The 23470-nt window shown below is 69.9% G+C and carries 19 protein-coding genes and 1 pseudogene; 10 read left to right on the top strand and 10 right to left on the bottom strand.

Features of this window, described 5'->3' with window-relative positions; all coding sequences use genetic code 11:
* Nucleotides 1–197 precede the first annotated feature (197 nt).
* Together LGI35_RS37490 and LGI35_RS37495 are read right to left on the bottom strand one after the other, a co-directional pair.
* Nucleotides 198–635, bottom strand: a complete 438-nt coding sequence (locus LGI35_RS37490) for a hypothetical protein (protein ID WP_227298799.1) — start codon at nt 633–635, stop codon at nt 198–200.
* Between the two features lie 14 nt (nt 636–649).
* Nucleotides 650–895 carry an immunity 53 family protein gene (locus tag LGI35_RS37495; RefSeq protein WP_264484699.1) on the bottom strand — a complete coding sequence of 82 codons (246 nt, stop codon included), beginning with the start codon at nt 893–895 and terminating at the stop codon, nt 650–652.
* 225 nt (nt 896–1120) lie between these two features.
* On the opposite strand from LGI35_RS37495, the pseudogene LGI35_RS46690 reads away from it, so the two are divergent.
* Nucleotides 1121–1239: pseudogene (locus tag LGI35_RS46690) on the top strand (YceI family protein); the annotation flags it as partial.
* 16 nt (nt 1240–1255) lie between these two features.
* On the opposite strand, the gene LGI35_RS37500 reads toward LGI35_RS46690, so the two are convergent.
* The 3 genes from LGI35_RS37500 to LGI35_RS37510 form a co-directional block, all read right to left on the bottom strand.
* A complete protein-coding gene (locus tag LGI35_RS37500) occupies nt 1256–2155 on the bottom strand; it encodes an NAD(+)/NADH kinase (protein WP_227298803.1) in 900 nt (299 codons plus the stop codon).
* A complete protein-coding gene (locus tag LGI35_RS37505; protein ID WP_227298806.1) occupies nt 2152–3162 on the bottom strand; it encodes an SPFH domain-containing protein in 1011 nt (336 codons plus the stop codon). Before LGI35_RS37505 ends, LGI35_RS37500 begins: the two co-directional genes overlap by 4 nt.
* Before the next feature lie 96 nt (nt 3163–3258).
* Complete coding sequence (locus tag LGI35_RS37510) at nt 3259–4071, bottom strand: SAM-dependent methyltransferase (RefSeq protein ID WP_227298808.1); 813 nt, start codon at nt 4069–4071, stop codon at nt 3259–3261.
* Between the two features lie 154 nt (nt 4072–4225).
* Between LGI35_RS37510 and LGI35_RS37515 the strand changes: the two genes are divergently transcribed.
* Nucleotides 4226–5143, top strand: coding sequence for a GNAT family N-acetyltransferase (locus tag LGI35_RS37515; RefSeq protein ID WP_227298810.1), 918 nt, complete (start codon nt 4226–4228; stop codon nt 5141–5143).
* Between the two features lie 168 nt (nt 5144–5311).
* Nucleotides 5312–6367 (top strand): metallophosphoesterase family protein, encoded by a 1056-nt coding sequence (locus tag LGI35_RS37520; RefSeq protein ID WP_227298812.1) that lies wholly within the window; start codon nt 5312–5314, stop codon nt 6365–6367.
* Nucleotides 6368–6398: 31 nt separating this feature from the next.
* Here the strand turns inward: LGI35_RS37520 and LGI35_RS37525 are convergent, their stop codons facing one another.
* Nucleotides 6399–7163: a crotonase/enoyl-CoA hydratase family protein gene (locus LGI35_RS37525; RefSeq protein ID WP_227298813.1), complete on the bottom strand. Its 765-nt coding sequence runs from the start codon at nt 7161–7163 to the stop codon at nt 6399–6401.
* A 137-nt stretch (nt 7164–7300) separates the two neighbouring features.
* On the opposite strand from LGI35_RS37525, the gene LGI35_RS37530 reads away from it, so the two are divergent.
* On the top strand, nt 7301–9184 hold the full coding sequence (locus LGI35_RS37530) for an ABC transporter ATP-binding protein (protein ID WP_227298815.1): 1884 nt from the start codon (nt 7301–7303) through the stop codon (nt 9182–9184).
* Nucleotides 9185–9270: 86 nt separating this feature from the next.
* On the opposite strand, the gene argG is transcribed toward LGI35_RS37530, so the two are convergent.
* Together argG and LGI35_RS37540 are read right to left on the bottom strand one after the other, a co-directional pair.
* Nucleotides 9271–10719 (bottom strand): argininosuccinate synthase, encoded by a 1449-nt coding sequence (gene argG / locus LGI35_RS37535; RefSeq protein WP_116506170.1) that lies wholly within the window; start codon nt 10717–10719, stop codon nt 9271–9273.
* 126 nt (nt 10720–10845) lie between these two features.
* Nucleotides 10846–11439 (bottom strand): dihydrofolate reductase family protein, encoded by a 594-nt coding sequence (locus LGI35_RS37540; protein WP_227298817.1) that lies wholly within the window; start codon nt 11437–11439, stop codon nt 10846–10848.
* A gap of 369 nt (nt 11440–11808) precedes the next feature.
* Between LGI35_RS37540 and LGI35_RS37545 the strand changes: the two genes are divergently transcribed.
* Nucleotides 11809–13149, top strand: a complete 1341-nt coding sequence (locus LGI35_RS37545) for an MFS transporter (RefSeq protein ID WP_227300690.1) — start codon at nt 11809–11811, stop codon at nt 13147–13149.
* Nucleotides 13150–13389: 240 nt separating this feature from the next.
* Here the strand turns inward: LGI35_RS37545 and LGI35_RS37550 are convergent, their stop codons facing one another.
* Nucleotides 13390–16110 (bottom strand): molybdopterin-dependent oxidoreductase, encoded by a 2721-nt coding sequence (locus tag LGI35_RS37550; RefSeq protein WP_227298819.1) that lies wholly within the window; start codon nt 16108–16110, stop codon nt 13390–13392.
* Entirely contained in the window at nt 16107–16934 is an 828-nt protein-coding gene (locus LGI35_RS37555) for an FAD binding domain-containing protein (protein ID WP_227298821.1), read from the bottom strand. Before LGI35_RS37555 ends, LGI35_RS37550 begins: the two co-directional genes overlap by 4 nt.
* Nucleotides 16935–17035: 101 nt before the next feature.
* Between LGI35_RS37555 and LGI35_RS37560 the strand changes: the two genes are divergently transcribed.
* The 5 genes from LGI35_RS37560 (at nt 17036) to LGI35_RS37580 (ending at nt 23468) form a co-directional block, all read left to right on the top strand.
* Nucleotides 17036–18001, top strand: a complete 966-nt coding sequence (locus LGI35_RS37560) for an antibiotic biosynthesis monooxygenase (protein WP_227298822.1) — start codon at nt 17036–17038, stop codon at nt 17999–18001.
* A gap of 282 nt (nt 18002–18283) precedes the next feature.
* Nucleotides 18284–20671, top strand: a complete 2388-nt coding sequence (locus LGI35_RS37565) for a SpoIIE family protein phosphatase (RefSeq protein WP_227298824.1) — start codon at nt 18284–18286, stop codon at nt 20669–20671.
* 307 nt (nt 20672–20978) lie between these two features.
* The gene (locus LGI35_RS37570; protein WP_227298826.1) at nt 20979–21350 is read left to right on the top strand and encodes a hypothetical protein; all 372 of its coding nucleotides are present in this window, start codon (nt 20979–20981) and stop codon (nt 21348–21350) included.
* Between the two features lie 11 nt (nt 21351–21361).
* Entirely contained in the window at nt 21362–22945 is a 1584-nt protein-coding gene (locus tag LGI35_RS37575) for a peptidoglycan-binding protein (RefSeq protein WP_227298828.1), read from the top strand.
* Nucleotides 22946–22958: 13 nt separating this feature from the next.
* Nucleotides 22959–23468, top strand: a complete 510-nt coding sequence (locus tag LGI35_RS37580; RefSeq protein WP_227298830.1) for a protease inhibitor I42 family protein — start codon at nt 22959–22961, stop codon at nt 23466–23468.
* Nucleotides 23469–23470: the final 2 nt, after the last annotated feature.

Raw genomic sequence — 23470 nt, forward strand, 5'->3', positions numbered from 1 at the left:
ACTCGACAACATCCTGCGCTTCCTTCAACGTCAACATAGGAAGCAGCGGGGCCGGCGGAACCGGCAGTGCGAAGTCAGCAGGGGAGGCGAGGCGCTGGGTGGTGATCCCAGTCATGATCAGGCAACGCGTCGTGGCAGCGAGCCAGGGCCTGCGCTCTTCATTTGGAGGGCGCGGCCAGGCGGAATGTGTGGAAGGTCTATTTTCCGACCACAACCTGGATGTGCTGCTGCAGCACATTGAGAACCTCGGTCACGCCGCCAGTCCGTGGAACGCGCCAGTCGGCCTCGATGCCGCGGGCGTGAGCGAGTTCCGACGTGAACCGGACCAAGTCGGGTGAAGGGATACAGCTGTCCCGGAACCAGACGGTGAATTCGGCGACCTCGTCAACCGTACTCTCGGCGAGCGCGATAGTGTCTCGCACTTCCGTATCGGCGAAACCATTGAACTCGACACCCTGTTCGTCCATTATCCAGAAGGAAAGACGGGCTGGGTACTCTTCTTCCGGCTCATATCCGGCATCGGAGAAGTTTTCCCGGAGTGCTTCACCGAATTCCTGCAGGTCGAGATTCCAGCCGTGAGGTTTCTTCGCGGGGGCGTAGAGCAGGAACGAGGTGGCGTACTCGTCGAAGTTCACGTACAGATTTCCTCTCACGGCGTGATCGATTCTTCAGTCACGGCACTCACAGTCGCCCCGGCGCTGAACAGCGTGAGGTCCTCGGTCAATTGGCCGGGCCCGCAGGCGGCATGGAACGCCTTCTCAGATGTCCAGGCCATCACCCAGTCGTGCGCACTCCGCATGACTTGCTGTCGGGGGTACTCCCGGTCCGCCAGGTCCGTCTCCGCAAGATCAATCTTGACGGACCAGCCCGGGTTGTCGAGTGTCTCGATCGCCACACCCCATGCGTGCTCCCAGTCACCATCGCACTGCGAGCTGTACCAGCTCTGCACCAGTCAAGGTCGTTCTCGGATTCGGACATGGGCGCAGGCTATTCGAACTGGCGGTGAGCCCCAGAGCCGGTGGACCTTCCCGGTCACAGCACTAGCGGTTGGACGACGGGCGGGGCCCGTTCCAGTACCGGGGTGCAGCCGTGGCCGTACCTGGCGCCCCCACTGCCAGTCACCCTCGACTGGCGAACGTGCTGCCCCGCGGCATCGCCGTGGTCGGTCCCACGGTGAAGCTGGAGCTCGACATCCAGGCGATGTACCACAGCCACGACACGCCTACGCCGCCGGAGTAGCCGCCCGATCTCCACCTCAGGCGACCAACCGCAGCCGTTCCGTCGCCCGTCCCACCCGCACCGTCTGACCCCAGGTCAGTTCCAGCGCGTCGCTCTCCACGCCGTCGCCGAAAGCGACCAGGCGGTCCGACTCGACCGTGACGCGCAGGCGGTCGGCGGGGCCGAGGGAGCCTTCCACCTGGGACGTTCCGGTGGCGGGGGAGGGCCAGGCCTCCCGTACGAACCAGAGCAGCCTGGGCTCCGCCGGGCCCGGCAGCGGCAGTGTGCTCGCGTGCTGTTGCCACAGTGAACGCAGCCAGCCGGTGGCGCCGGTCCCGGTGCCGACCAGGACGCCTGAGGAGGCCTGGGGCTCGGGCGCGTGGGTGTCGTCGTCGGGGCCGATCCGGTAGCGCGCCGTCTGGTGCGACGCCGGACCGAGGTAGATCTCGTTGAGCGCGAGCAGCCGCTGTGTGTCGTCGGCGACGGCCTCCACCATGGTGAGTTCGTCGGCCGAAGCCCGGTCGGAAACGGCGGCCGGCAGCAGCTTCGCCGCGTCGGCCGCCCGGTGCCGCACCAGGACACCCGGATTGCGTCCGGGATCCGCGTCGATGCCTACGACCGGCTGGCCCGACAGATACTTGGCCGCGTTCGCGACCAGACCGTCCTGCCCGACGACGATCACCACGTCCTCCGGGCCGAACAGGAACCGGTCCAGATCCGCCCGCTCGAGACGGGTCCTGCGCCACGACAGCGGCACGGCCGCCGCGACCTCCGCGAGGGCGCGCGCCGTACGGTGATGGCGCTCGGCCACCTCCTCGACGGAGCGCCCGCGCGAGGAGAGGAAGAAGGCGGCCTGGCCGTGCGTGCCGTGCCGGGCCAGCAGCTCCTCGTACTCCGTGGTCCGGTGGACCAGTACCGCGCGCGGGGCGAGCGTCACGGTCGCTCACCCCGGTCGTGGCCGAGCCGGGCGAGCAGGCCCGTGAGCACGTCGGGGGAGAGGGTCAGGTTCTCGATCCGCGGCACGTTCTGCGCCAGTTGCGTGGCGGCGAGGGCGTGCAGCGTCGCGGCGTCGACCTCGGAGTGGACCCGCAGCCACGCCTCCTGCGCATGCGCCCGCGCCTCGCCGACCGCGCGAGCCGCCTCCGCCTCGCCGCCGGCCAGGCGCACCGCCCGCGCGGCCTCCGCCTCGGCGCGTACCGCGTCCGCCGCCGCGTTCTCCTCGGCCTCGCGGCGCGCGTTCGTGCCGCGCTGCTCCACCAACTGCTCTTCCTGCCGGGCCAGTTCGATGCGGCTGCCGAGCTCGTTCTCGGCGATGGCGCGCTCCCGCTCGACCGCCACCGCGCGCCGCTCGTACGTCGCCCGGTCCGCCTCCTGCTGGATCCGCTCCCTGGCCGGCGTGCGCAGCGCCCGCTCCACCTCGGGCTCGGGGCGCAGCGCCACGACGCGTACGGTGACGACCTCCACGCCGGTGGCGGGCAGGCGGGGCTCGGCGGCGAGGCCCGCCGCGACCCGTTCGCGCACCGCCGTCACACCGTCCGCGAGGGCCTCCGCGAGCGGGGTGCGCGCCAGGACGTCCAGCGCGTGCTGCTGCGCCGTCTCCGTGAGCAGCGCGGACAGCTGCTCCAGGGGAGTGCCGCGCCAGGCGCCGGTGTCCGGGTCGAGCGAGAAGTCGAGCCGGGCGCAGGCGAGCGCGGGGTCGCTGATCCGGTACGTCACCGAGGCCTGCACGGCGACGTCCTGGAAGTCGGCTGTCCGCGCGTGGAACGTGACCGCCAACTCCCTGTCGTCGACGGGTACTTCGGACAGTGCCGCGCTCAACGCCCGGAACCAGAAGCTCAGGCCCGTGCCGTCGTGGGCGAGTGCGCCGCGCTTGTGGTGACGGATGTGGGCGGTGGGCGCGGAGCGCAGGTGGTGCAGTCCGAAGCGTCGCTTGATGTCGGCCATGACGGGAACCCCCTGGTCGTTTTCGTCATGGCGACGATATGGCGCACCATGAATATAGTCAAGGTGACCATAAAAATTGAGGGCGTGGCCCGAGGGTTACGGCTTGCGCGCCACCCCCGCGTACAGCGGCACCGGCGAACCGTTCCTGACCTCGTCCACGCCGAGCTCCGCGTGCCAGTCCGGCAGCCACACGATCCCGGGTTCCAGCAGGTCGAGCCCGTCGAAGAAACGGCCCATCTCCTCGCGCGAGCGCGGCACGAGCGTCACCCCGCCCGCCGTGTACATCGCCACGGCCTCCCGCGTCCGCTCCGGATCGAAGTCGCCGGCGAGCTGCGACAGGACCAGATGGCTCCCCGACGGCAACGCGTCCACCAGGGTCCGCACGAGGTCGTGGGCGCCGTCCGAGTCCGGGATGAAGTGGAGCAGCGCGATGAGCGAAAGGGTCACCGGGCGGTCGAACTCCAGTATGTGCGCGGCGAGTTCGAGGATCCTCTCCGGTTCCCGCACGTCCGCCGAGAGGTACTCGGTGCGGCCCTCCGGAGTGCCGCGAAGGAGCGCCCCCGCGTGGGCGAGCACGATCGGGTCGTTGTCCACGTACACGACACGGGCGTCGGGTGCGGCGCCCTGGGCGATGCGGTGGAGGTTGGGCTCGGTCGGGATGCCGCTGCCGATGTCCAGGAACTGGCGTGCCCCGGCCGCTTCGGCGAGATGCCGTGTGGCGCGCTGCATGAACCAACGGTTGTGCTGGGCCGCGTACTTGGACTGCGGTTCGAGCGCCACGATCTGCCGGCCGAGCTCCTCGTCGACCGGATAGTTGTCCTTGCCGCCCAGGAACCAGTCGTAGACCCGTGCCGGATGCGGCTTGCTGGTGTCGATCCGGTCGATGGGCGGCGGCGTGATCTCCCCCATGCGGCAACTCCCTGCTGAAGAGGCTCAGTTCGGTCAGGCGTCCGATCATCGTGCCTCAGTGGTCGCGGCGGAGGGAGGCGATCGGGAAGGATGGGCCCGGCATGGATCAAGGGCGGCGGGCCAGGGCGCGCCGCGCAGGAACGGAGAGGCGACGATGACGCGACCGGACCCCCACACCTCCGGCGACCACCGGACCGCCGGCACCCCCGAGGTGCCCGAGCGGCTCGACATCACCCGGGCCACGCTCGACGACTGGGCCGTCATCAGCGGCTGGGCCGCGGAAGAGGGCTGGAACCCGGGCCTCGCCGACGCCCGCAGTTTCTTCGCCCAGGATCCCGACGGCTTCTTCATCGGCCGGGTCGACGGCGAGCCGGTCTCCGCGATCTCCGTGGTCAACTACGGCGACGACTACGCCTTCCTCGGCTTCTACCTCGTACGGCCCGACCTGCGCGGCCGCGGCTACGGCATCGCCACCTGGAAGGCGGGCCTCGCGCACGCGGGCGGCAGGACGGTCGGCCTCGACGGCGTCCCTGCCCAGCAGGACAACTATCGCAAGTCCGGCTTCGAACCGGCGCACACGACCGTCCGCTACGCGGGCGTACCGCAGGCCCCGCGCCCGGCCCCAGACCTCGCGCCCGGCGCCGTCATCCCCGTGGCCGAAGCGGGCGGCCTCAAGTCCATCGCCCTGTACGACAGCGCCTGTTACCCCGCGGAGCGTCCCCGCTTCCTCGCCTCCTGGCTCGCCGGTGACGGACATCGCGCACTCGCCCGCGTCGTCGACGGCCGCGTCACCGGCTACGGCGTCATCCGTCCTGGCCGCGAGACCTTCCGCGTCGGCCCGCTCTTCGCGGACACCCCGCAGGACGCCCGCGCGCTGTTCGACGCCCTGCTCGCCGCGGTCGGCCGGGCCCCCGTCGCCGTGGACGTGCCCGAATCCAACCCGGCCGCCGTGGCGCTCGCCGAGTCGTACGGCCTGACCCCCGGATTCGCCACGGCCCGCATGTACACCGGCCCCGTCCGGCCGTTCGCCCAGGAGAGGATCTTCGGCATCACCACCCTCGAACTGGGCTGAACGGGCCTCGGGGCACGTCGACCGCGGCGATATCTCGAAAAGGTAACTGGGCTAGACCAGTCTTAAGGCGCCGGTCACCTCCGGTACGTCGTCAGGCCATCGCGACCCGTAACGCTCGGGGCGACCAACCACCCGTACACGGGGGCAGTCGCTTTGGAGGAAACACCGATGGATCGCAGATCGTTCATGGCCACGACGGGGCGCGCGACGCTCGCGGGCGGCGCGCTCGCCGCGACCGGCTCGCTGGTCTCCGCGCCGGCGGCCGACGCCGCGCCCGCCGCCGAGCCCGCGGCCCAGCGCCACGGCGACGGCGGGACCGTGCGGTTCAACATCATCAGCGACATCCAGGGCGACCTGACGGACTTCGGCAAGGCGCTCGACGACCTGCACTCGGTCAACCCGCGCAGCGCGGGTCTCGGCATCGCCGGTGACATCACCCCGCGCGGCTATGACTTCGAGTACGCGGCCGTCCGCCAGACCCTGGACAAGCACCCGCACCCCAAGAACGTGGCGTGGGCCATCGGCAACCACGAGTTCTACGTGCCGAAGTACAGCGACCCGAACACCCTCGCCCAGGCGACCTGGCCCAACGGCACCACCGAGGACTCCCTCTTCCGCAGCTTCTACACGTTCGCGGAGCGGGGCAAGGTCTACGCGGAGACCTCGTTCGGCGGCGTGCCGGTCCTCAGTCTCGGCACCGAGCGCTACTCCCACTACCACGACGCGAAGCTGTGGGACGAGGTGTGGATCAGCGACGAGCAGTTCGCCTGGCTGGAGGACCGGCTCGCGTACTGGGCGCGCCGCCGCCGTCCCGTCATGGTCCTGACCCATCACCCGCTGCCCAACACCGTGTCGGGCACACACAACAAGCTCTACATGAGCGACTACCTCCAGCCCGACCGGCTCCTGTCGATCCTGGGCCGCCACAAGGACGTGTTCCTGTTCTCCGGGCACACCCACTGGGACCTCAACCTGTCCGACTGGGTGGTGCGCCGCGTCGTCCCCGGCACCGGCAACCTCGACGGATTCACCGTCGTCAACACCGCCGCCGTACAGGTCGGTTGGATGGACGACGGCAAGGGCGGCGAGGTCTCGCTCGGCGGCGCCTTCAACCAGGGCCTCCAGGTCGAGGTGGGACCCCGCTCGGTCGTCATCAAGGCGCGTGACTTCACCACCGGCACGTGGCTGAAGCAGCTGACGGTGCCGCTGCACACCTCCGGCTGACCGTTTCGTCGCGGGCGGGCGCGGCGCCGGGTCACGTGTCGGTGAACGACCCGTGCCGCCCCGCCCCCGACGCGAACCGCGCGGCCCCCTTCAGGCTCTCCTCCAGCACGGCTGTCCCGTACCGCAGTTCGTCAGCCATGGCCGCCTCCTCGCCCCGACCCGCCTGGTCCAGAACGGAGGCGCGGTCGCCGCGCATACAGGCCTGCGGGAAGCCCGCGATCCGCTCCGCGAGCTCCTCCGCCTCGGCCCGCGCCCGGCCCGGCGGCACAAGACGGTTGGCGAGCCCCATCGCGTACGCCTCCGGGGCGGGCACCGGGCGGCCCGTCAGGATCAGGTCCATGGCGCGGCTCTCGCCGATGAGCCGCGGCAGCCGCACCGTGCCGCCGTCGATGAGGGGCACACCCCAGCGCCGGCAGAACACCCCGAACACGGCGTCCTCCTCGGCGACCCGCAGATCACACCAGAGCGCCAGTTCGAGACCGCCGGCCACCGCGTGCCCGCTCACGGCGGCGATCACCGGCTTCGACAGCCGCAGGCGGGTCGGGCCCATCGGCCCGTCGCCCTCTTCGGTGACCCGGTTGCCGCGCTCCGTTCCGATGGCCTTGAGGTCGGCGCCCGCGCAGAACGTGCCTCCCTCGCCCCAGAGCACCGCTACGCGTGCGGATTCGTCGGCGTCGAACTCCTTGAAGGCGGCGACCAGTTCGGCGGCCGTGGGCCCGTCGACCGCGTTACGGACCTCGGGGCGGGACAGTATGACCGTGGTGACATGCCCTCGGCGCTCGACGCGGACCGGCATCCGGACCCTCCTGAGTGATCGTCACTGGGTGATGCCCAGGGTGGCACGTCGCCCGCGCCCCTCCCAGGCGCCCCCCAGCCTCGAATTCGAACCCTTCCGTTGACCTCAACTTTGCTTGAGGTCTTACCGTCTACTTCATGAGCATGGAGACCACGGCGTGGACGCAGCTGCACAGCGTCATGAACGCCCAGCAGGACACCCGACCCTTCGCCCCCGCCACCCTCCGCCGCATCGCCGCCTTCGCGCGTCCGCACCGGCGCCGGATCGCCCAGTTCGTCGTCCTGAGCGTGGTCACCGCGCTGACCGCCGTGGCGACCCCCGTCCTCGCGGGGCACGTCGTCAACACCATCGTCGACGGCAAGCACGAGGGCACCGTCGTCCGCCTCGCCCTCCTCATCGCCGTGATCGCCGTCGCGGAGGCGGGCCTCGGCCTCGTCGCCCGCTGGCTCTCGGCCAACCTCGGCGAGGGCCTGATCCTCGACCTGCGCACCGCCGTCTTCGACCACGTGCAGCGCATGCCCGTCGCCTTCTTCACGAGGACCCGCACCGGCGCCCTCGTCAGCCGCCTCAACAACGATGTGATCGGCGCGCAGAGAGCGTTCAGCAACACGCTCTCCGGCGTGGTCGGCAATGTCGTGACGCTGCTTCTCACCCTCGCCGTCATGCTCACGCTGTCCTGGCAGATCACGCTCCTGGCACTCGTGCTCCTGCCGGTGTTCGTGGTGCCCGCGCGGCGCATGGGTACGCGGATGGCCCGGCTCCAGCGCGAGGCCGCCGCGCACAACGCGGCCATGGGAACCCGGATGACCGAGCGGTTCTCGGCGCCCGGCGCCACGCTGATCAAGCTGTTCGGCCGGCCCGGCGACGAGTCCGCCGAGTTCGCCGCCCGCGCGTCCCGCGTACGGGACATCGGCGTCCGCACGGCCATGGCGCAGTCCGCGTTCATCACCGCGCTCACCCTCGTCTCGGCCCTCGCCCTCGCGCTCGTCTACGGCCTGGGCGGCTACTTCGCCATCGAGGGCACCCTCGACGCGGGTGCGGTCGTCTCCCTCGCCCTGCTCCTCACCCGCCTTTACGCGCCGCTGACCTCCCTGGCCGGGGCCCGCGTCGAGGTCATGAGCGCCCTCGTCAGCTTCGAGCGCGTCTTCGAGGTGCTCGACCTCAAGCCGCTGATCGACGAGAAGCCGGACGCCCGAGAGGTGCCCGAGGGGCCGGTCGCCGTGGAGTTCGAGGACGTCCGCTTCGGCTACCCGTCCGCCGACAAGGTCTCCCTCGCCTCCCTCGAAGAGGTCGCCTCGCTCGACACCCGCGGGGGCGCCGAGGTCCTGCACGGCATCTCGTTCCGCGCCGAACCCGGCCAGACCGTCGCCCTCGTCGGCACCTCCGGCGCCGGCAAGTCGACCGTCGCCCAGCTCATGCCCCGCCTCTACGACACCGACGAGGGCACCGTACGCATCGGCGGGGTCGACGTCCGCGACCTGACCGCCGTATCCCTGCGCGAGACCCTCGGCATGGTCACCCAGGACGGCCACCTCTTCCACGACAGCGTCCGCGCCAACCTCCTGCTTGCCAGGCCCGGAGCGAGCGAGGACGAGCTGTGGGACGTGCTGCGCCGCTCCCGCCTGGAGGACCTGGTCCACTCACTGCCCGACGGCCTCGACACCGTCGTCGGCGAGCGCGGCTACCGCCTCTCCGGCGGCGAACGCCAGCGCATGACGATCGCCCGCCTCCTCCTCGCCAGGCAGCGCGTCGTCATCCTCGACGAGGCGACCGCCCACCTGGACAACACGTCCGAGGCGGCCGTGCAGGAAGCGCTCGCGGAGGCACTCGAAGGGCGTACCGCCGTCGTGATCGCGCACCGCCTGTCCACGATCAGGTCCGCCGACCAGATCCTGGTGGTCGAGGACGGCCACATCGTGGAGCGCGGCACCCACGAGACGCTCCTCGCCGAGGACGGCCGGTACGCGGAGCTGTACCGCACCCAGTTCGCGAACCCGGCGGACGTGGTGGAAGCCGCGTAACCGCCTGGCAGAGCCGGAAGAGAGCGAGGAGAGGGGGTGGCCGCAGCGGCCACCCCCTCTCCTCGCTCACGTCCCGCCCGTCGGGGCTAGTCGGTGCCGGACTCCATCGCGGCGCGGTCGAGGAGCTCGTCGTCCTCGGAGACCTCACCGCGGGAGGCGATGACCTCGGCGCCACCCTCGGGCATCGCGCCGATCAGACCGGTTGCCGCCGCCTGCGCGGCGCCGATCAGCTCGGGGTGCGTCGTGCCCACGATGCCGAGGCCCGCGTACTGCTCGAGCCGGGCACGCGAGTCGGCGATGTCGAGGTTGCGCATGGTGAGCTGGCCGATCCGGTCCACCGGGCCGAACGCCGAGTCCTCGGTGCGCTCCATCGACAGCTTGTCCGGGTGGTAGCTGAAGGCCGGGCCCGTGGTGTTGAGGATCGAGTAGTCCTCACCGCGCCGCAGCCGCAGCGTCACCTCGCCGGTGACGGCCGAGCCGACCCAGCGCTGGAGCGACTCGCGGACCATCAGCGCCTGCGGGTCCAGCCAGCGGCCCTCGTACATCAGCCGCCCGAGGCGCCGGCCCTCGTTGTGGTACTGCGCGAGGGTGTCCTCGTTGTGGATCGCGTTCACGAGGCGCTCGTACGCGGCGTGCAGCAGCGCCATGCCCGGGGCCTCGTAGATGCCGCGGCTCTTCGCCTCGATGATCCGGTTCTCGATCTGGTCGGACATGCCCATGCCGTGGCGGCCGCCGATCGCGTTCGCCTCCATGACCAGGTCGACGGCGGAGGCGAACGCCTTGCCGTTGATCGTCACCGGGCGGCCCTGCTCGAAGCCGATCGTCACGTCCTCGGCGGCGATCTCCACCGACGGGTCCCAGAACCGCACGCCCATGATCGGCTGGACGGTCTCCACGCCGGTGTCGAGGTGCTCCAGCGTCTTGGCCTCGTGAGTGGCGCCCCAGATGTTGGCGTCGGTCGAGTACGCCTTCTCGGTGCTGTCGCGGTACGGCAGGTCGTGGGAGACCAGCCACTCCGACATCTCCTTGCGGCCGCCCAGCTCCGTCACGAAGTCGGCGTCGAGCCACGGCTTGTAGATGCGCAGGTGCGGGTTGGCCAGCAGGCCGTAACGGTAGAACCGCTCGATGTCGTTGCCCTTGAACGTCGAGCCGTCGCCCCAGATCTGGACGTTGTCCTCGAGCATCGCCCGTACCAGCAGGGTGCCGGTGACGGCGCGGCCCAGCGGCGTCGTGTTGAAGTAGGCACGGCCGCCCGAGCGGATGTGGAACGCGCCGCACGCGAGCGCGGCCAGGCCCTCCTCCACCAGCGCCGCACGGCAGTCGACCAGGCGCGCGATCTCGGCGCCGTAGGTCTTGGCACGGCCGGGCACCGACGCGATGTCGGGCTCGTCGTACTGGCCGATGTCGGCGGTGTAGGTGCACGGGACGGCACCCTTGTCGCGCATCCACGCGACCGCGACGGAGGTGTCGAGGCCGCCCGAGAAGGCGATGCCGACGCGCTCGCCGGCGGGAAGGGAGGTGAGAACCTTAGACATAGGAAGAGTATGCATCCCAAAGAATGATTATGCAAAGGGGGGGTGTCCCTTTGTGGCGCCGCCTTCTGCGACGCCTCCTTCATCGTGACCGCGGCGGAGGTGCGGCGCACCGCGGGGCGACCGGGTTCAGGCCGCGTGTCCCTCGGCGTTCCGGCCGATTGCGTAGGTGAGCGCCGCGAGGTCGTCGCCGACGGTGCGCGTGCCGAGGAGGCGCAGCGACAGCTCGTCGCCCGTCTCGCCGAAGAGGCGCTCGCCGGCCCCCAGCACGACCGGGTGCACGATGAGCCGCAGCTCGTCGGCCAGTCCGTGCTCAAGCAGCGTGCGCACGAGCCTGCGGCTGGCATAGACGACGATGTCCCCGTCCAGCTCCTGCTTCAGCTTCGAGACCTCGGCGACCACCTCACCGTCGAGGACCGTCGAGTTGTTCCACTCCAGGTCGACGAGGGTCGAGGACACGACGTACTTGGGCAGGGCGTTCAGCCGCTCCGCCCACGCGCCGCTCCGGGACGGCCACCGGGCCGCGAACCACTCGTAGGTCCGCCGGCCGAGCAGTAGCGCCTCCGAGCCGAGCGCCTCGTCGAACTCGACCTTGGTCCACTCCAGCCGGTCCTTGTCCGCCATCCGGTCGAACCAGCCCCCACGCCGAAAGCCCTCGTCGCCGGTCGGGTCCTGGACGACCCCGTCGAGCGAGACGTTCTCGCTGATCACGATTTTTCCCATGTCGGTCTCCTTCGGTACGGGCTACTGTCGGGGCGGCGAGCAACCCAGGAGGAGTGAGGAATGCCCGGTCGTACGCGCACGCTTTGACGCTTCAGGCCGTGATCGGCCCGTCATCGCGTGCTGCCCTTGTCGCGTGGCACAGCGAGCTCTCTCCTGCCCGAACCGTCGGTGCGCCTTCTGCGCGCCCGGTGGCGGGCCTCGTCGTCTGCACTGCAAGGGATCCCTGTGCCCTCCGCGTCGTCTGGTTCCTCTGGTTCCTCTGGTTCCTCTGGTTCGTCTAGTTCGTCTGCGTCCTCCGCGTCCTCCGCGTCCTCTGATTCCTCCGGTTCTTCTGCGGGATCCGCATCCGGCCGGCCTGCTTCCCCAAGCCTGTGGCGGGACCGCGACTTCCGCCGACTCTGGGTGGGCCAGACGGTCTCCCAACTCGGCGAACACACAACTCTGGTGGTCCTGCCGCTCTGTGCCGTCCTGACGCTCGGCGCCGGCGCCGGTGAGCTCGGCGTCCTGCGCGCGGTGGGGCAGGCGCCGATCCTGCTGCTCTCACTCCTGGTCGGCGCGTGGGTGGACAGATGGCGGACCCGCACGGTGATGGTGCTGGCCGACGTGGGCCGGACGCTGGCCCTGGGCGCCGCCGCCGTGGCGTGGTTCTTCGGCGCGCTCGGCCTGCCCGCGCTGCTCGTGGCCGGCTTCGCCGTCGGGGCACTCTCGGTGTTCTTCGACGTGGCCTACCAGGCGTCTCTCGTACGGCTGGTGAAACGCGATCAACTGGTGCGGGGCAACAGCGCGCTGGAGGGCAGCCGGTCCGCCGCCCAGATCGCCGGTCCCGCACTCGGCGGGGCGCTGGTCTCGCTCCTGTCGGCACCGATCGCCGCCGCGTCCAGCGCTCTGCTCTTCGCGCTGTCCTTCCTGTCGATCCGACGGATCCGCCGCAGCGAGTCGATCCCCGAGCCCACGCACCAGGCCTCGCAACGTCTTCCGGAGCCTGCGGAGCAACTCTCGCAGCGCCTCCCGGAGCCCAAGCATGAGTCCAAGCAGAAGCCCCAGCGGCGTCCCCCGCGGGTCTGGCGGCGGATCGGTGCGGGCCTGCGCTTCGTCATCGGCGACACCTCGCTGAGGGCCGTGTGCCTCGCCTCGGCCGCCTTCCAGTTCTCACTGGCGGCGACGACGACCGTCTATCTGCTCTTCCTGCCACGGGAACTGCGCCTGTCCGGCACAGAGGTCGGTCTCGTGCTCGCGGCCGCGGGGCCGGGCGCGCTCCTCGGCTCGCTGCTGGCAGCCCGCCTGCCGGGCAGGTTCGGGCACGGGGTGGTGCTCGTGTCCGCGGCGGCACTCGGCGACGGAGCGTTCCTGTGCGTGCCCGCGCTGCACGGGTCCTCCGCGGGAACGGTTCTCGCCCTCGTCGCGGTCGGCCTCGTGTTCGGGACCTTCGGCCAGCTGGTGAACGTCACGGTGATGGCCGTCCGGCAGGCCCTGACCCCGGACGGGATGCAGGGCCGCGCGGCGGCGACCATCACGTTCGTCGGCATGGGCCTGACCCCGCTCGGCTCCCTGCTCGGCGGATTCCTCGCGGACGAGTGGGGGCTGCGTCTCGGTCTCGCGGTGACGGCGGCGGGGATGCTGCTGTCCCCGCTGCTGATGGCGCTGTCCCCGCTGGCCCGCCTGGGACGGACGCTTCCGGCCCGCGGGGCTCCCTGCCCAGCCCGTTCATGAAACTGGGTGCGCATGATCCGGTGCGCCCCGCGTCAGGGGGAGAGACGACTGGTGGAGCGGCGCGCACACGCGCCGACGCTCGGGCCGTGGACGTCACCAGGGCCACCCGCACCGCCATCGAGACCTTCCGGGAAGCCAGGGCCCCGGCCACGGCCCCACAGATCACCGTCACGGTCACCGGCATCGCGCGATCGGCATCGTGTGACCGGCGGCGTGTGTCGGGCGCGCCGGTCCGGGGCGTCAGTGAGCCGTCCGTAGCGGCCGGTTGTCCCTGAGCCGGCTGTAGATGCGCTCCGGCGTCAGGGGCAGTGCGCGACAGCGGACGCCCGTGGCGTCGTGGAGCGCGTTCGCCAGGGCGGGGGCCACCGGGTTGACGCAGCATTCCGCCATCCCCTTCGACCCCATGGGCCCCAAGGAATCCGCCGACTTGACCAGGAGCAGTTCCGTGCGGGGGACGTCGGCGTAGGTGGGGATGCGGTAGTTGCGGAGGTTCGGGTTGGCCATGGCTCCGCCCGCGTCGACCTGGTAGTTCTCGGTCAGCGCGAAGCCGATGCCCTGGGCCACCCCACCCTCCACCTGCCCCCGGACCTGCGCCGGGTTGATGACGACGGCCGCGTCGGTGGCCTGAACGCTGTAGAGGATGCGGATCTCGCCCGTCACCTGGTGCACCGCGATCTTGAATCCCTGTGTGTTCGATACGACGCTTCGGGGCGATCCGTAGGCCTTGCGTGCGGCGGTGAAGCGGATTCCGCGCGCGCGTGCCAGCGCGACGAGTTCGGCCAGCGGCACGTGCTGGTCCCCACAGACGACTTCTCCGTCGCCCAGCGAGCACATGACCACGTGGACACCCGTGTGCGCGGCGGCGAATTCGAGGATGCGGTCGCGTACGGCGTTGGCCGCGCGGAGTACGGCGTTGCCCGCCACGAAGAGTCCCGCGCTCGCGAACGCGCCGGTGTCGAATCCCGTGCGGTCGGTGTCCGACTGCACGAGGCGAATGCGTGAAGGCGTCGTCCCGAGTTGGCCGGCCGCGATCTGGACGTGCGCGGTCGACGTGCCCTCGCCGAACTCGACCGTGCCGACGGCCAGTTCGTACACCAGGTCGTCGCCGAGCGTGACCCAGGCCTCGGAGATGTGCTCGGTCGGGGGCGCGGTCTCGTGCAGGGAACTCGCGACCCCGGACCCCATGAGCCAACCGGAGCCGGGCGGTGGCTCGTTGCCGGTACGGGCCAGGGCGTGATCCACCAGATCGATGCACTTGCCGAGCCCGTCCTCGTTGAACATCACGTCGTCGGGGCCGTCGTGCAGGGCGACGAGCGGATCGCCCGGCCGCACGATGTTGCGCCGTCGCAGTTCGAGCGGGTCGAGGTGCAGGGAGCGGGCCAGTTCGTCCATCGCCGATTCCACGGCGAACGCGGGCTGCGTCATCCCGTAGCCGCGCAGGGCCCCGCTCGGCACGGTGTTCGTGTAGACGGAGAAGCCGTCGTACTTCTTGTTCGGGCAGCGGTAGATCATGACGGCGGCGCCGCCCGCGTACAGCGTCTCGCCGCCGTGGTTTCCGTAGGCGCCCGTGTTCGACACATTGCGGACCTGGAACGCCGTGAGCGTGCCGTCCGCCTTCGCGCCGAGCCTGACCGTCAGCGTCATGGGGTGCCGCGGCGAAGCCGTCGTGAACTCCTCCTCGCGGGTGTACTCGAAGCAGACGGGCCGGCCGGTGTCCAGGGCGGCGAGCGCCGCCAGATCCTCCGAGATCACTTCCTGCTTGCCGCCGAAGCCGCCACCGACCCGCTTGCAGAACACGCGGAGCTGGTCCGGGCGCAGTGCGAAGAGATGGGAGAGCTTGATCTTCGCGATCGACGGCGACTGCGAACTGGTCCGCACGTTCAACCGGCCGTTCTCCACCCAGGCGATGGAGCCATGGGTCTCGAGATGGGCATGCTGCACGCGGGGCGACGAGTACGTCCCTTCGTGGATCACGTCGGCCTCGGCGAACCCCGTGTCGACATCGCCGATGTGCGAGTGGATCTCCAGCAGGATGTTGTGGACGGCATCGCGGACGAACGGGTCGTCCGTGGCGTGCAGTTGGGGAGCTCCATCGGCCATCGCGGCCTCGGGGTCGAACACCGCCGGCAGCTCCTCGTACTCCACCTCGACCCTCCGGCAGCCCTCCTCCGCAGCGCCGACCGTGTCGGCCACGACCGCGGCGACGCGCTGGCCGACGAAGCGGACCGTGTCGTCGAGGATGTACGTGTCGTCCGGATCGACCAGGTGGTCGGTGTGGATCGCGGTGGAGAACCGCTTGCGCGGTACGTCCTCCCAGGTGTAGACGCGATGCACGCCGGGCACCGCCAGCGCGGCGCTCTTGTCGATCGACACGATCCGGGCGTGCGCGTGCGGCGAGTGCACCACCTTGAGGTGCAGCATGCCGTGGACGTCGGTGTCCATCGTGAACTCTGCGCGACCGGTCACCACGTCGTCGCCGGCCGGTGCGCCGACGCTTGTCCCGACGGCCTTTCCCGGCGCGGCCGTCTCCACGCCGACGACGCCCTTCACTGCGTCCTCGATCGCTCGATAGCCGGTGCAGCGGCAGAGGTTGCCCTTCAGTGCGCGGGGCAGATCCGCCTTTTGCGCCTCGGTGAACGTCGCTGACGTCATGATCATTCCCGCGGTGCAGAAGCCGCACTGGAACCCTGGGGCATCGCGGAACTGCCGCTGCATCGGGTGCAGTTGACCCGGAGACCCGAGCCCCTCGATCGTCGTCACCTCAACGCCTTCCGCGCGGAAGGCGGGCGTGATGCAGCTGTGCACCGGATTGCCGTCCAGCCACACCGTGCACGCGCCGCAATCGCCCGCGTCGCACCCCTTCTTGACGCCGTAATGACCGAGCGACCGCAGGAAGGTCCGCAGGCACTGGCCGGGGCCCGGCTCTTCGTCGAATCTCCTGCCGTTCACGACGTACGTCATGGCCCGTCACCGGCCGACAGTTCGCGACGAATCTCTTCGGCGAAGTACTTCGTCAGATGGCGACGGTGTTCGGGGGTCCCGTTGGGATCCGCGAACCAGAGACCGGCGGGGATGGCGTCGACGCTCCGCCGCAGAGTTGAGGCATCGGGCAGGGCGTCGAAAGCGAGGCGCACAGGCCGTGTGGTCCCGGCGGTGACGGTGAGCAACAGGTCGCTCGTGCCCGGTGTTTGAGTGCCGATGAGGAAGACCGTCGAACGGCCGAGGCGGGTCAGCGTGAAACGGCGGTGGGCGGTGCGTTTCCTCAGGGCATGGGCCGGAATCTCGACGCGCCGCAGGATTTCACCGGGGCGGAGAACGTTCTGGTGGTCGCCGGTCACGAAGTCGATCGCATCGACGGTGCGCGTGGACCCGTCGGGGGCCCACAGCTCGTACCGGGCCTCAAGCGCGGCCGTCAGCGTGATCATGGGGCCGGCGGGCAAGGAAAGACAGATATTTCCGCCGACGGTCGCAGAATTCCATACCTTGAACGAGGACAGGAAGGCTTCGCAGCTTTTCGAGAAAAGAGCGCCGGCGATCCAGTCATTCGGAAAAGCGAAGGAATAGAGCTCGCGAACGGTGCACGTGGCGCCGATTTCGAGCCCCGCGTGGCTCGGGGCGAGGGAATCCCAGCCCAACGCCGTCAGGTCGACCAGCCGGCGCAAGCTCGGCTGCTCCACGGAGAACAGCCACGTACCACCCGCGAGCCACGCATCGCCCTCACGCCAGTCCGCACCGGGCCGGTCGAGCGGGCGCCGGACGACTTCCGTGACGGTGTTGAGGTCCATAGGCGACTGACCTCTCGCGCGATGATCGTGCGACGGAGACCCCCCGAGCGTCGTGAGAATTCAAGTGTCGTCGGAATTCCCTGTGAACTAGACTACGCCGTATGGGTATCCGTGCAAGCGGCACTGCCACCGTCGTGACCTCCCAGAAGGTGCGGGAAGGTCTCGACGAGGAATACGACCGTTGGCAGGAGAAGGTGAACCGGACCGTTCGGGACTTCGACGGATTCGAGGGAACGGAGACCTATCCCCCCGGATCGGGCGAGGAACACGAATGGGTCGTGGTGTTCCGCTTCGCCGGCACGGACCAGCTCGCCACGTGGCTGGACTCGACCGCACGCCGGGAGCTACTGGCCGAAGGCCGTGAACTGCTGGACGGCGCCCCGACACATGAGGTCCTCGCCGGCGGCCGCATCGACGAGCCCGACCGGGTGGAGGGCGTCACGGCCGTCATCTCGCACGACGTACGGCCGGGCAGGGAAGAGGAATTCGAGCGCTGGCAGGAAAAGATCCTGAAAGAACAGGAGAAATACCCCGGCTTCATGGGGACCGAATTCTTCCGGCCCGTCGAGGGAATCCAGGACCATTGGGTGGTGGTTTTCCGGTACGACACCCGTGAACATCTCGACGCCTGGCTGGACTCCAGCCGCAGAACGCAGCTCCTGAAGGAAGGGCGTGAGTACTTCGCGTCCTACGACGTCCGCAAGGTGGGGACGGCGTTCGGCGGCTGGTTCCGATTCGGCTCGGACGAGGGGGAAGAGGTCCCGCCCAACTGGAAACAGGCCATGACCGTCGTGCTGGCGCTCTATCCCACCGTCATGGTCCTGAATCTGACCGTGGGTCATGAGTTCGCCGTCCTGGGCGTCCCCGGATACCTCGGCCTGTTCTTCGGCAACATACTGAGCGTCAGCATTCTGAGCTGGCTGCTCATGCCCCTCGTGAACCGCGTCCTGGCCTTCTGGCTCCGGCCCGGCCGGACCCGCACCGTCCGCGTCGACGTGGCGGGCGCGGCGCTCGTGGCCCTGTGCTGGGCCCTGACCGTCCTCGTCTTCGCCCTGACGACGGGCTGACGCCGCGTTCTTTCCCGCGGACAGAGGCCGGGTGGCGCCGGTCACGCTCATCCGGTGATCTCCTTGCCGACGATGTTCCGGGCGATGTTCCGGGCGATGTTCCGGGCGATGATCCACTTCTGGATCCGCGTCATCCGAGGGCGGCGTTCCCCCGGCCGGAAAAGACACCGGCTCGACGTCCTGCGATCGCAGGGGCGGTGACCTGAGGCCAGGACATGCCGCGGGAGCCGGGCGTAGCCTTGGATGCAGACATTCCAGCACTGGGCAGGTCGCATGGCCACGATGCACGCATCATGCGAGACCGGTCATAAGAATCCTTTCGACACGACCACAGCAGCGATGATCGTGCTGGATGCGCAGGGGAGAGTGACTGGCTGGAGTCCTGCAGCCCGTGATCTCTACGGTGCCGACACCAGGGATGTGCTCGGTCGCCCGGTGAGCGAGGTTCTGCGGGATGTTCGGGCCGGGGGAGACACGCTGCAAGGCCTCGGGACAGCGGGGGCGCCGGCACCCGGGGACGCCTGGACCGAGAGGCGTACCGTTCGGCGCCCGGACGGGGCGCTGGTGGAGACGGTCCTGCGCGTCTTCCCGGTGGAGCAGGACCGGGGGCGGCCCGCATGGGTCGTGATGGCGGCGGCGAGCGACCGCTATGAGAAGTGGGTGACCGACCAGTCGATGTTGTCCGGGCTCTTCACGCAGGCTCCCGTGGGGCTCAGCGTCTACGGCCCCGACGCTCATCTCAACTGGGCCAACGACGTGGTGCAGCAGGTCATGGGCTGGCGCCCCGGTGAATGGGAGGGCCAGGCCAACCGAGTGCTTTATCCGCACGGCAGCATCCTGTCCCCTCCGGATTACCACGAGGTGGAGGAGGTGCTGGAGGAAGTGCTGCGCACCGGCGAAGCCGTGCTCGACGTCCATTGGCGCGGGCCCACACCCGCCACCTGCGCGTACCACCGGGTCTACTCGTGCTCGTACTTCCGCCTTCAGGACGACGCGGGCCACCCCCTGGGCGTCTGCGAGGCGTCCGTCGACATCACCGATCGCTACGAGGCACAGGCTCGCCTGGCGCTGCTCAGCCGAGCCAGCGGGATCGGTACCGCGCTCGACGTCGGGAAGACGGCGGAGGAACTCGCGGAGCTCGTCGTTCCGGATCTTGCCGACTCCGTACGCATCGAGGTCGCGGAGTCGGTCCTGGCCGGAGAAGAGCCACCGTCCTCGGCCTCCGGTGCACCGACGGGGCTACAGCTCATGGCAGAGCGCACCAGGAGCGCCGCGTCCGTTGCGCAGAGTGATGCGTTGCTGGGTGTCATCGGCAGTGGTCCGACGACCGAGAACCGACGCCGGCTGGCCCTGCCCCTGCTCCTGGGCGGCAGCACACTCGGCACGGTCACCCTCCGGCGGCAGCCGCCCCGCGCACCGTTCACCGAGGGGGACGGCGCCCTCGCCGAAGAGCTGGCATCGCGCACCGCGGTGTGCGTGGACAACGCCCGCCGCTACGTCCGCGAGCACACCACGGCGCTGAAGCTGCAGCGTGACCTCCTCCCGCGAGGACTACCGCAACCGAGTGGCATCGAGCTCGCGCACCGCTACATCCCCACCACCGGGCCTCGCGGAGTCGGGGGCGACTGGTACGACGTGATTCCCCTGTCGGGCGCCCGCGTCGGGTTGGTGGTCGGTGACGTGGTGGGGCACGGGGTGGACGCCGCGGCCACCATGGGACGGCTGCGCACGAGCGTGAGGGCACTGGCCGCCCTGGACCTGCCGCCGGACGAACTCCTCACCCGGCTCGACGACTTGGTGGGTCAGACACGAGTCGGAATACACCGGACGCCGGGCGACGAGGGGACGGACAGGGCGCTCGGGGCGACCTGCCTGTACGCCGTGTACGACCCCACCTCCCGCACCTGCGCCATGGCCGGCGCGGGCCACCTCCCGCCGGTCGCCACCGGCCGTGGGACAGGCACCGGGCGGGCTGAACCGCTCGACCTGCCCACAGGACCCCCGCTGGGCATCGGTGGGCTGCCTTTCGAGAGCGTGGAATTCGAGTTCGCCGAGGGCACTGTGCTCGCCCTGTTCACCGACGGAATCGTCAAGGCGCGCGGCCGGGACGTGGACGAGGGAGTGGCGGACGTGTGCGGCGCCCTGGACGCCTCGGCCGGGTCCCTGGAGAAGGCGTGCGACGAGGTTGTCTCCCTGTGCGCGCAGGGATCCGCCGATGACGATGCCGCGCTGCTGCTGGTGCGCGTCCACGCCTTCCCCATGGACAGCGTGGCCTCCTGGCATGTCGCCTCCGACCCGGCCGAGGTGGCCGGAGTCCGTGCACTCGTCCGGGAGAGGCTGGAGGACTGGGGGCTGGACGAGGCGGTGTTCGTCTCCGAACTGGTCGTGAGTGAACTCGTCACGAACGCCATCCGATACGGCCGCCCCCCTGTCTCCCTGCGCCTGCTTCGGGACGTCGACCGCACGCTGATATGCGAGGTCTCGGACGGGGGCCACACCTCTCCGCATCTGCGCAACGCCGGCGACGACGACGAAGGCGGGCGGGGCCTCTTCCTGGTGGCCCAGCTCACCGCCATGTGGGGCACGCGCGACGAGCGCCAGGGCAAGACGATCTGGGCGGAGATCGGGCTGGGGCAGGAAGTACCGCTGGACCTGTTCCTGGAGCCGTGAGTTCGATCCCTGACCCGGCCAGGGATCCGCAGTCCCAGGCGTGGTGCAGGCCCAACGCCTGCCGACGCTGTGGCGGGAGTCCAGGCGACCGAATACGTCCGCGAGAGGGCGGTCATCCAGTCCCTCGTACGCGCCGCACACTACGGCGAGTTGGAACCGATCGCCCGGTCCGGGATGAGCGCCCGGGCGTGCCGTGGGGCGGGTCATGTGGAGGAGGTGTGCATGGCGGACGACGCATGATCCTTCATGTAAACAGTGCGTGTTAGCCTGCCCGCGGTCGCGATCGAAAGCATACGGGGGAGGCGCGGTGGGCTCGGACGGCTACCAGGTCAAGGCAGGTATGACCGGCCAGGCCCAGCAACTCGACGACGCAGGCACGGACATGGACGGTGTCAGCTCGGCCGTCAAGTCCCGCACGACGTACTCGTACGGCGAGGTCGGCGGCGACGACGCCGCCTCGGCGCTGAACGCGTTCGTCAAGGCGTGGGAGGCGGAGAGCAAGACACTGGCGTCGGCGTTGCACGAGCTCGGTGGCAAGGTGCAGTTGGCCAAGAAGACCTACCACGGCACCGACGGCCTGGTGAAGACGCACGCGGACAGCGTCCACGTCGGCGGCACGAGCAGTCTCACCGACACATCGACGCAGGGCGGGCGCTCCTCGGCCCTGTCGAGCTACTGAGGAACGGGCCCATGTCGTTCTTCTCCTCCCCCCTCAACTCCCCTTCCTTCCGGCTCGCGTTGCTCGCCGGGCTGTCCAAGAAGATGCTCGGCGCCGGAAGCAAGAACGACCTCCTCGACCTGATCGACAACGCCCTCTCGGTGCCCGAACCGGGCGGTGACCAGGGCGTGCTGGAGGGCCTGGCAAGTCTCTACCGCGGCCAGCTCGACCAGGTCGGCAGCGTCTTCGACCAGGTCGACCGGGTGGGCCGCAAGGGTCTTCCGGAGGTGTGGGTCGGCGACACGAGCGTCCTCGCCTCCGACGTGGTGAACGCCGCCGGGCGGTCCGTGACCCAGATGAGCGAGGCGTTCCAAGGCTGCGCGTCGGTGCTGCTGACGCTGGCCGACGCGATCGGCGCCGCGCAGCGCAAGGACGAGCAGGGCCGCGGACAGCTGCTGGAGCAGAAGAAGACGCTCGGCGGCAGGGACGGGTTCTTCGACGACCTGCACGAGAACGACGAGGAGGAGTGGGACCGCAAGAACGCCGCCCACTTCGGCTCCTACGCGGTCGATCTGATGCACGCCGCCGTCTCCGAGGCGCAGGAAGCCACCCGCGTCGCGGCCCGGGACCTGAACAAGTGGGCCGCCGAGGCACGTGCCGGGAAGATGGAGACCAGCGAACTCACCGCCGTCGACAAACTGATGCTCGCCGACACCGGCGTCGCGGGCGCCGACACCGAGCTGAACGAGATCCTCACGGCCGGCGACCTGGAACGCGCGTCGAAGCGGATGGACCAGCTGGGCCTCGACGACGAGACCGCCATGGAACGGATGCTGGCCAAGTCGGACAACCCGCAGGAGCGGGCCTACCTGATGAAGGCCCTGGCCGCCGGCCACAGTGTCGCCGAGATAGAGAAGTTCCAGGACAAGATCCACGGCAAGGACCCCGACTGGATGCGCCGTCACCTCACTCCGGTGGTCACCGCCACGGACAGCATGAACGACGAGGGCCTGGCGCCGGACGGCTCGAACAACAACAAGGACTACGTCACGTTCGACGGCCAGCAGTGGATCCAGGGCGGCGACGGCTCCGAGGGCACCTGCGTGGCCTCGTCCACCGTCACGTCCCGCGCCATGGTCGACCCCATGTACGCGCTCGACCTCACCGGCGGCCCCGACGGACAGCAGGACGACCCCGAAGCCTTCAAGCAGCGTCTGGTGGCCGAACAGCACCGTCTGCACACCGAAGGCGACGGCGGCGAGAACTGGGGCGGCATGGGCCCCGAGGGGCAGGAACGGATCAACGACAGCGCCGTCGGCAGCGCCACCGGCACGGACTACCAGCGCCAGGACCTGAACAGCGCCGACGATCGCAGGGCGGTCCTCACCCAGGTCGAGAACTCGGTGGCGCAGGGACGGCCGGTTCCGGTCGACGTCTCGGGCAAGGAGGGCGCCCACGCCATGACCATCATCGCCCAGGAGGGTGACAAGCTTCAGGTGTACAACCCCTGGGGCCAGACCACCTGGGTCAGCGAGGACGACTTCATCAACGGCCACATGGGCAAGGCTTCCAGCAATGATCTCCCCAACGCGTACAGCGTCTATCTTCCGCGGTAGCGGGGGCGGTGCCGTGATCGCGGCGACCGCGCTCCTCGCCCTCGCCACGGGCTGCTCCTCGGGCACCGACGAACCGGGCGGCGGTTCCACGAGCACCACGAGCCACCCCTCGGGCGCCACGGGCCGCACGACGAAGCACTCGGTGAAGGACACCAGCATCACCGCCGAGCCGGGCGAGCGCTTCACGCTCACCGTCGACCAGAACGCCTCCACACGCGAGTACTGGTACCTCGTCGACCCCGAGCCCGACAGCTCGGTGCTGGTCAGCCGCGGCCAGGACGGCGCGTCGGACTCCGGTGACGCGCCGGTGGCAGGCGCAGGCCACCGGCGCACCTTCACCTTCGAGGCCAAGGGCAAGGGGACCACCCGGTTCACTCTGCTGCACTGCACTTTCACCACCTGCCAGGGCAACAACTCCACCCTGCCCCCCGAGACCACCGGACCCTCCGCCACCCCGACCACGGGGGCGGCCACCCCCTCCCAGGCCCCCGAGCGCATCACCTACACCGTCACCGTCGACTGAGC

The organism is Streptomyces longhuiensis, assembly GCF_020616555.1.
Taxonomy (GTDB): Bacteria; Actinomycetota; Actinomycetes; order Streptomycetales; family Streptomycetaceae; genus Streptomyces; species Streptomyces longhuiensis.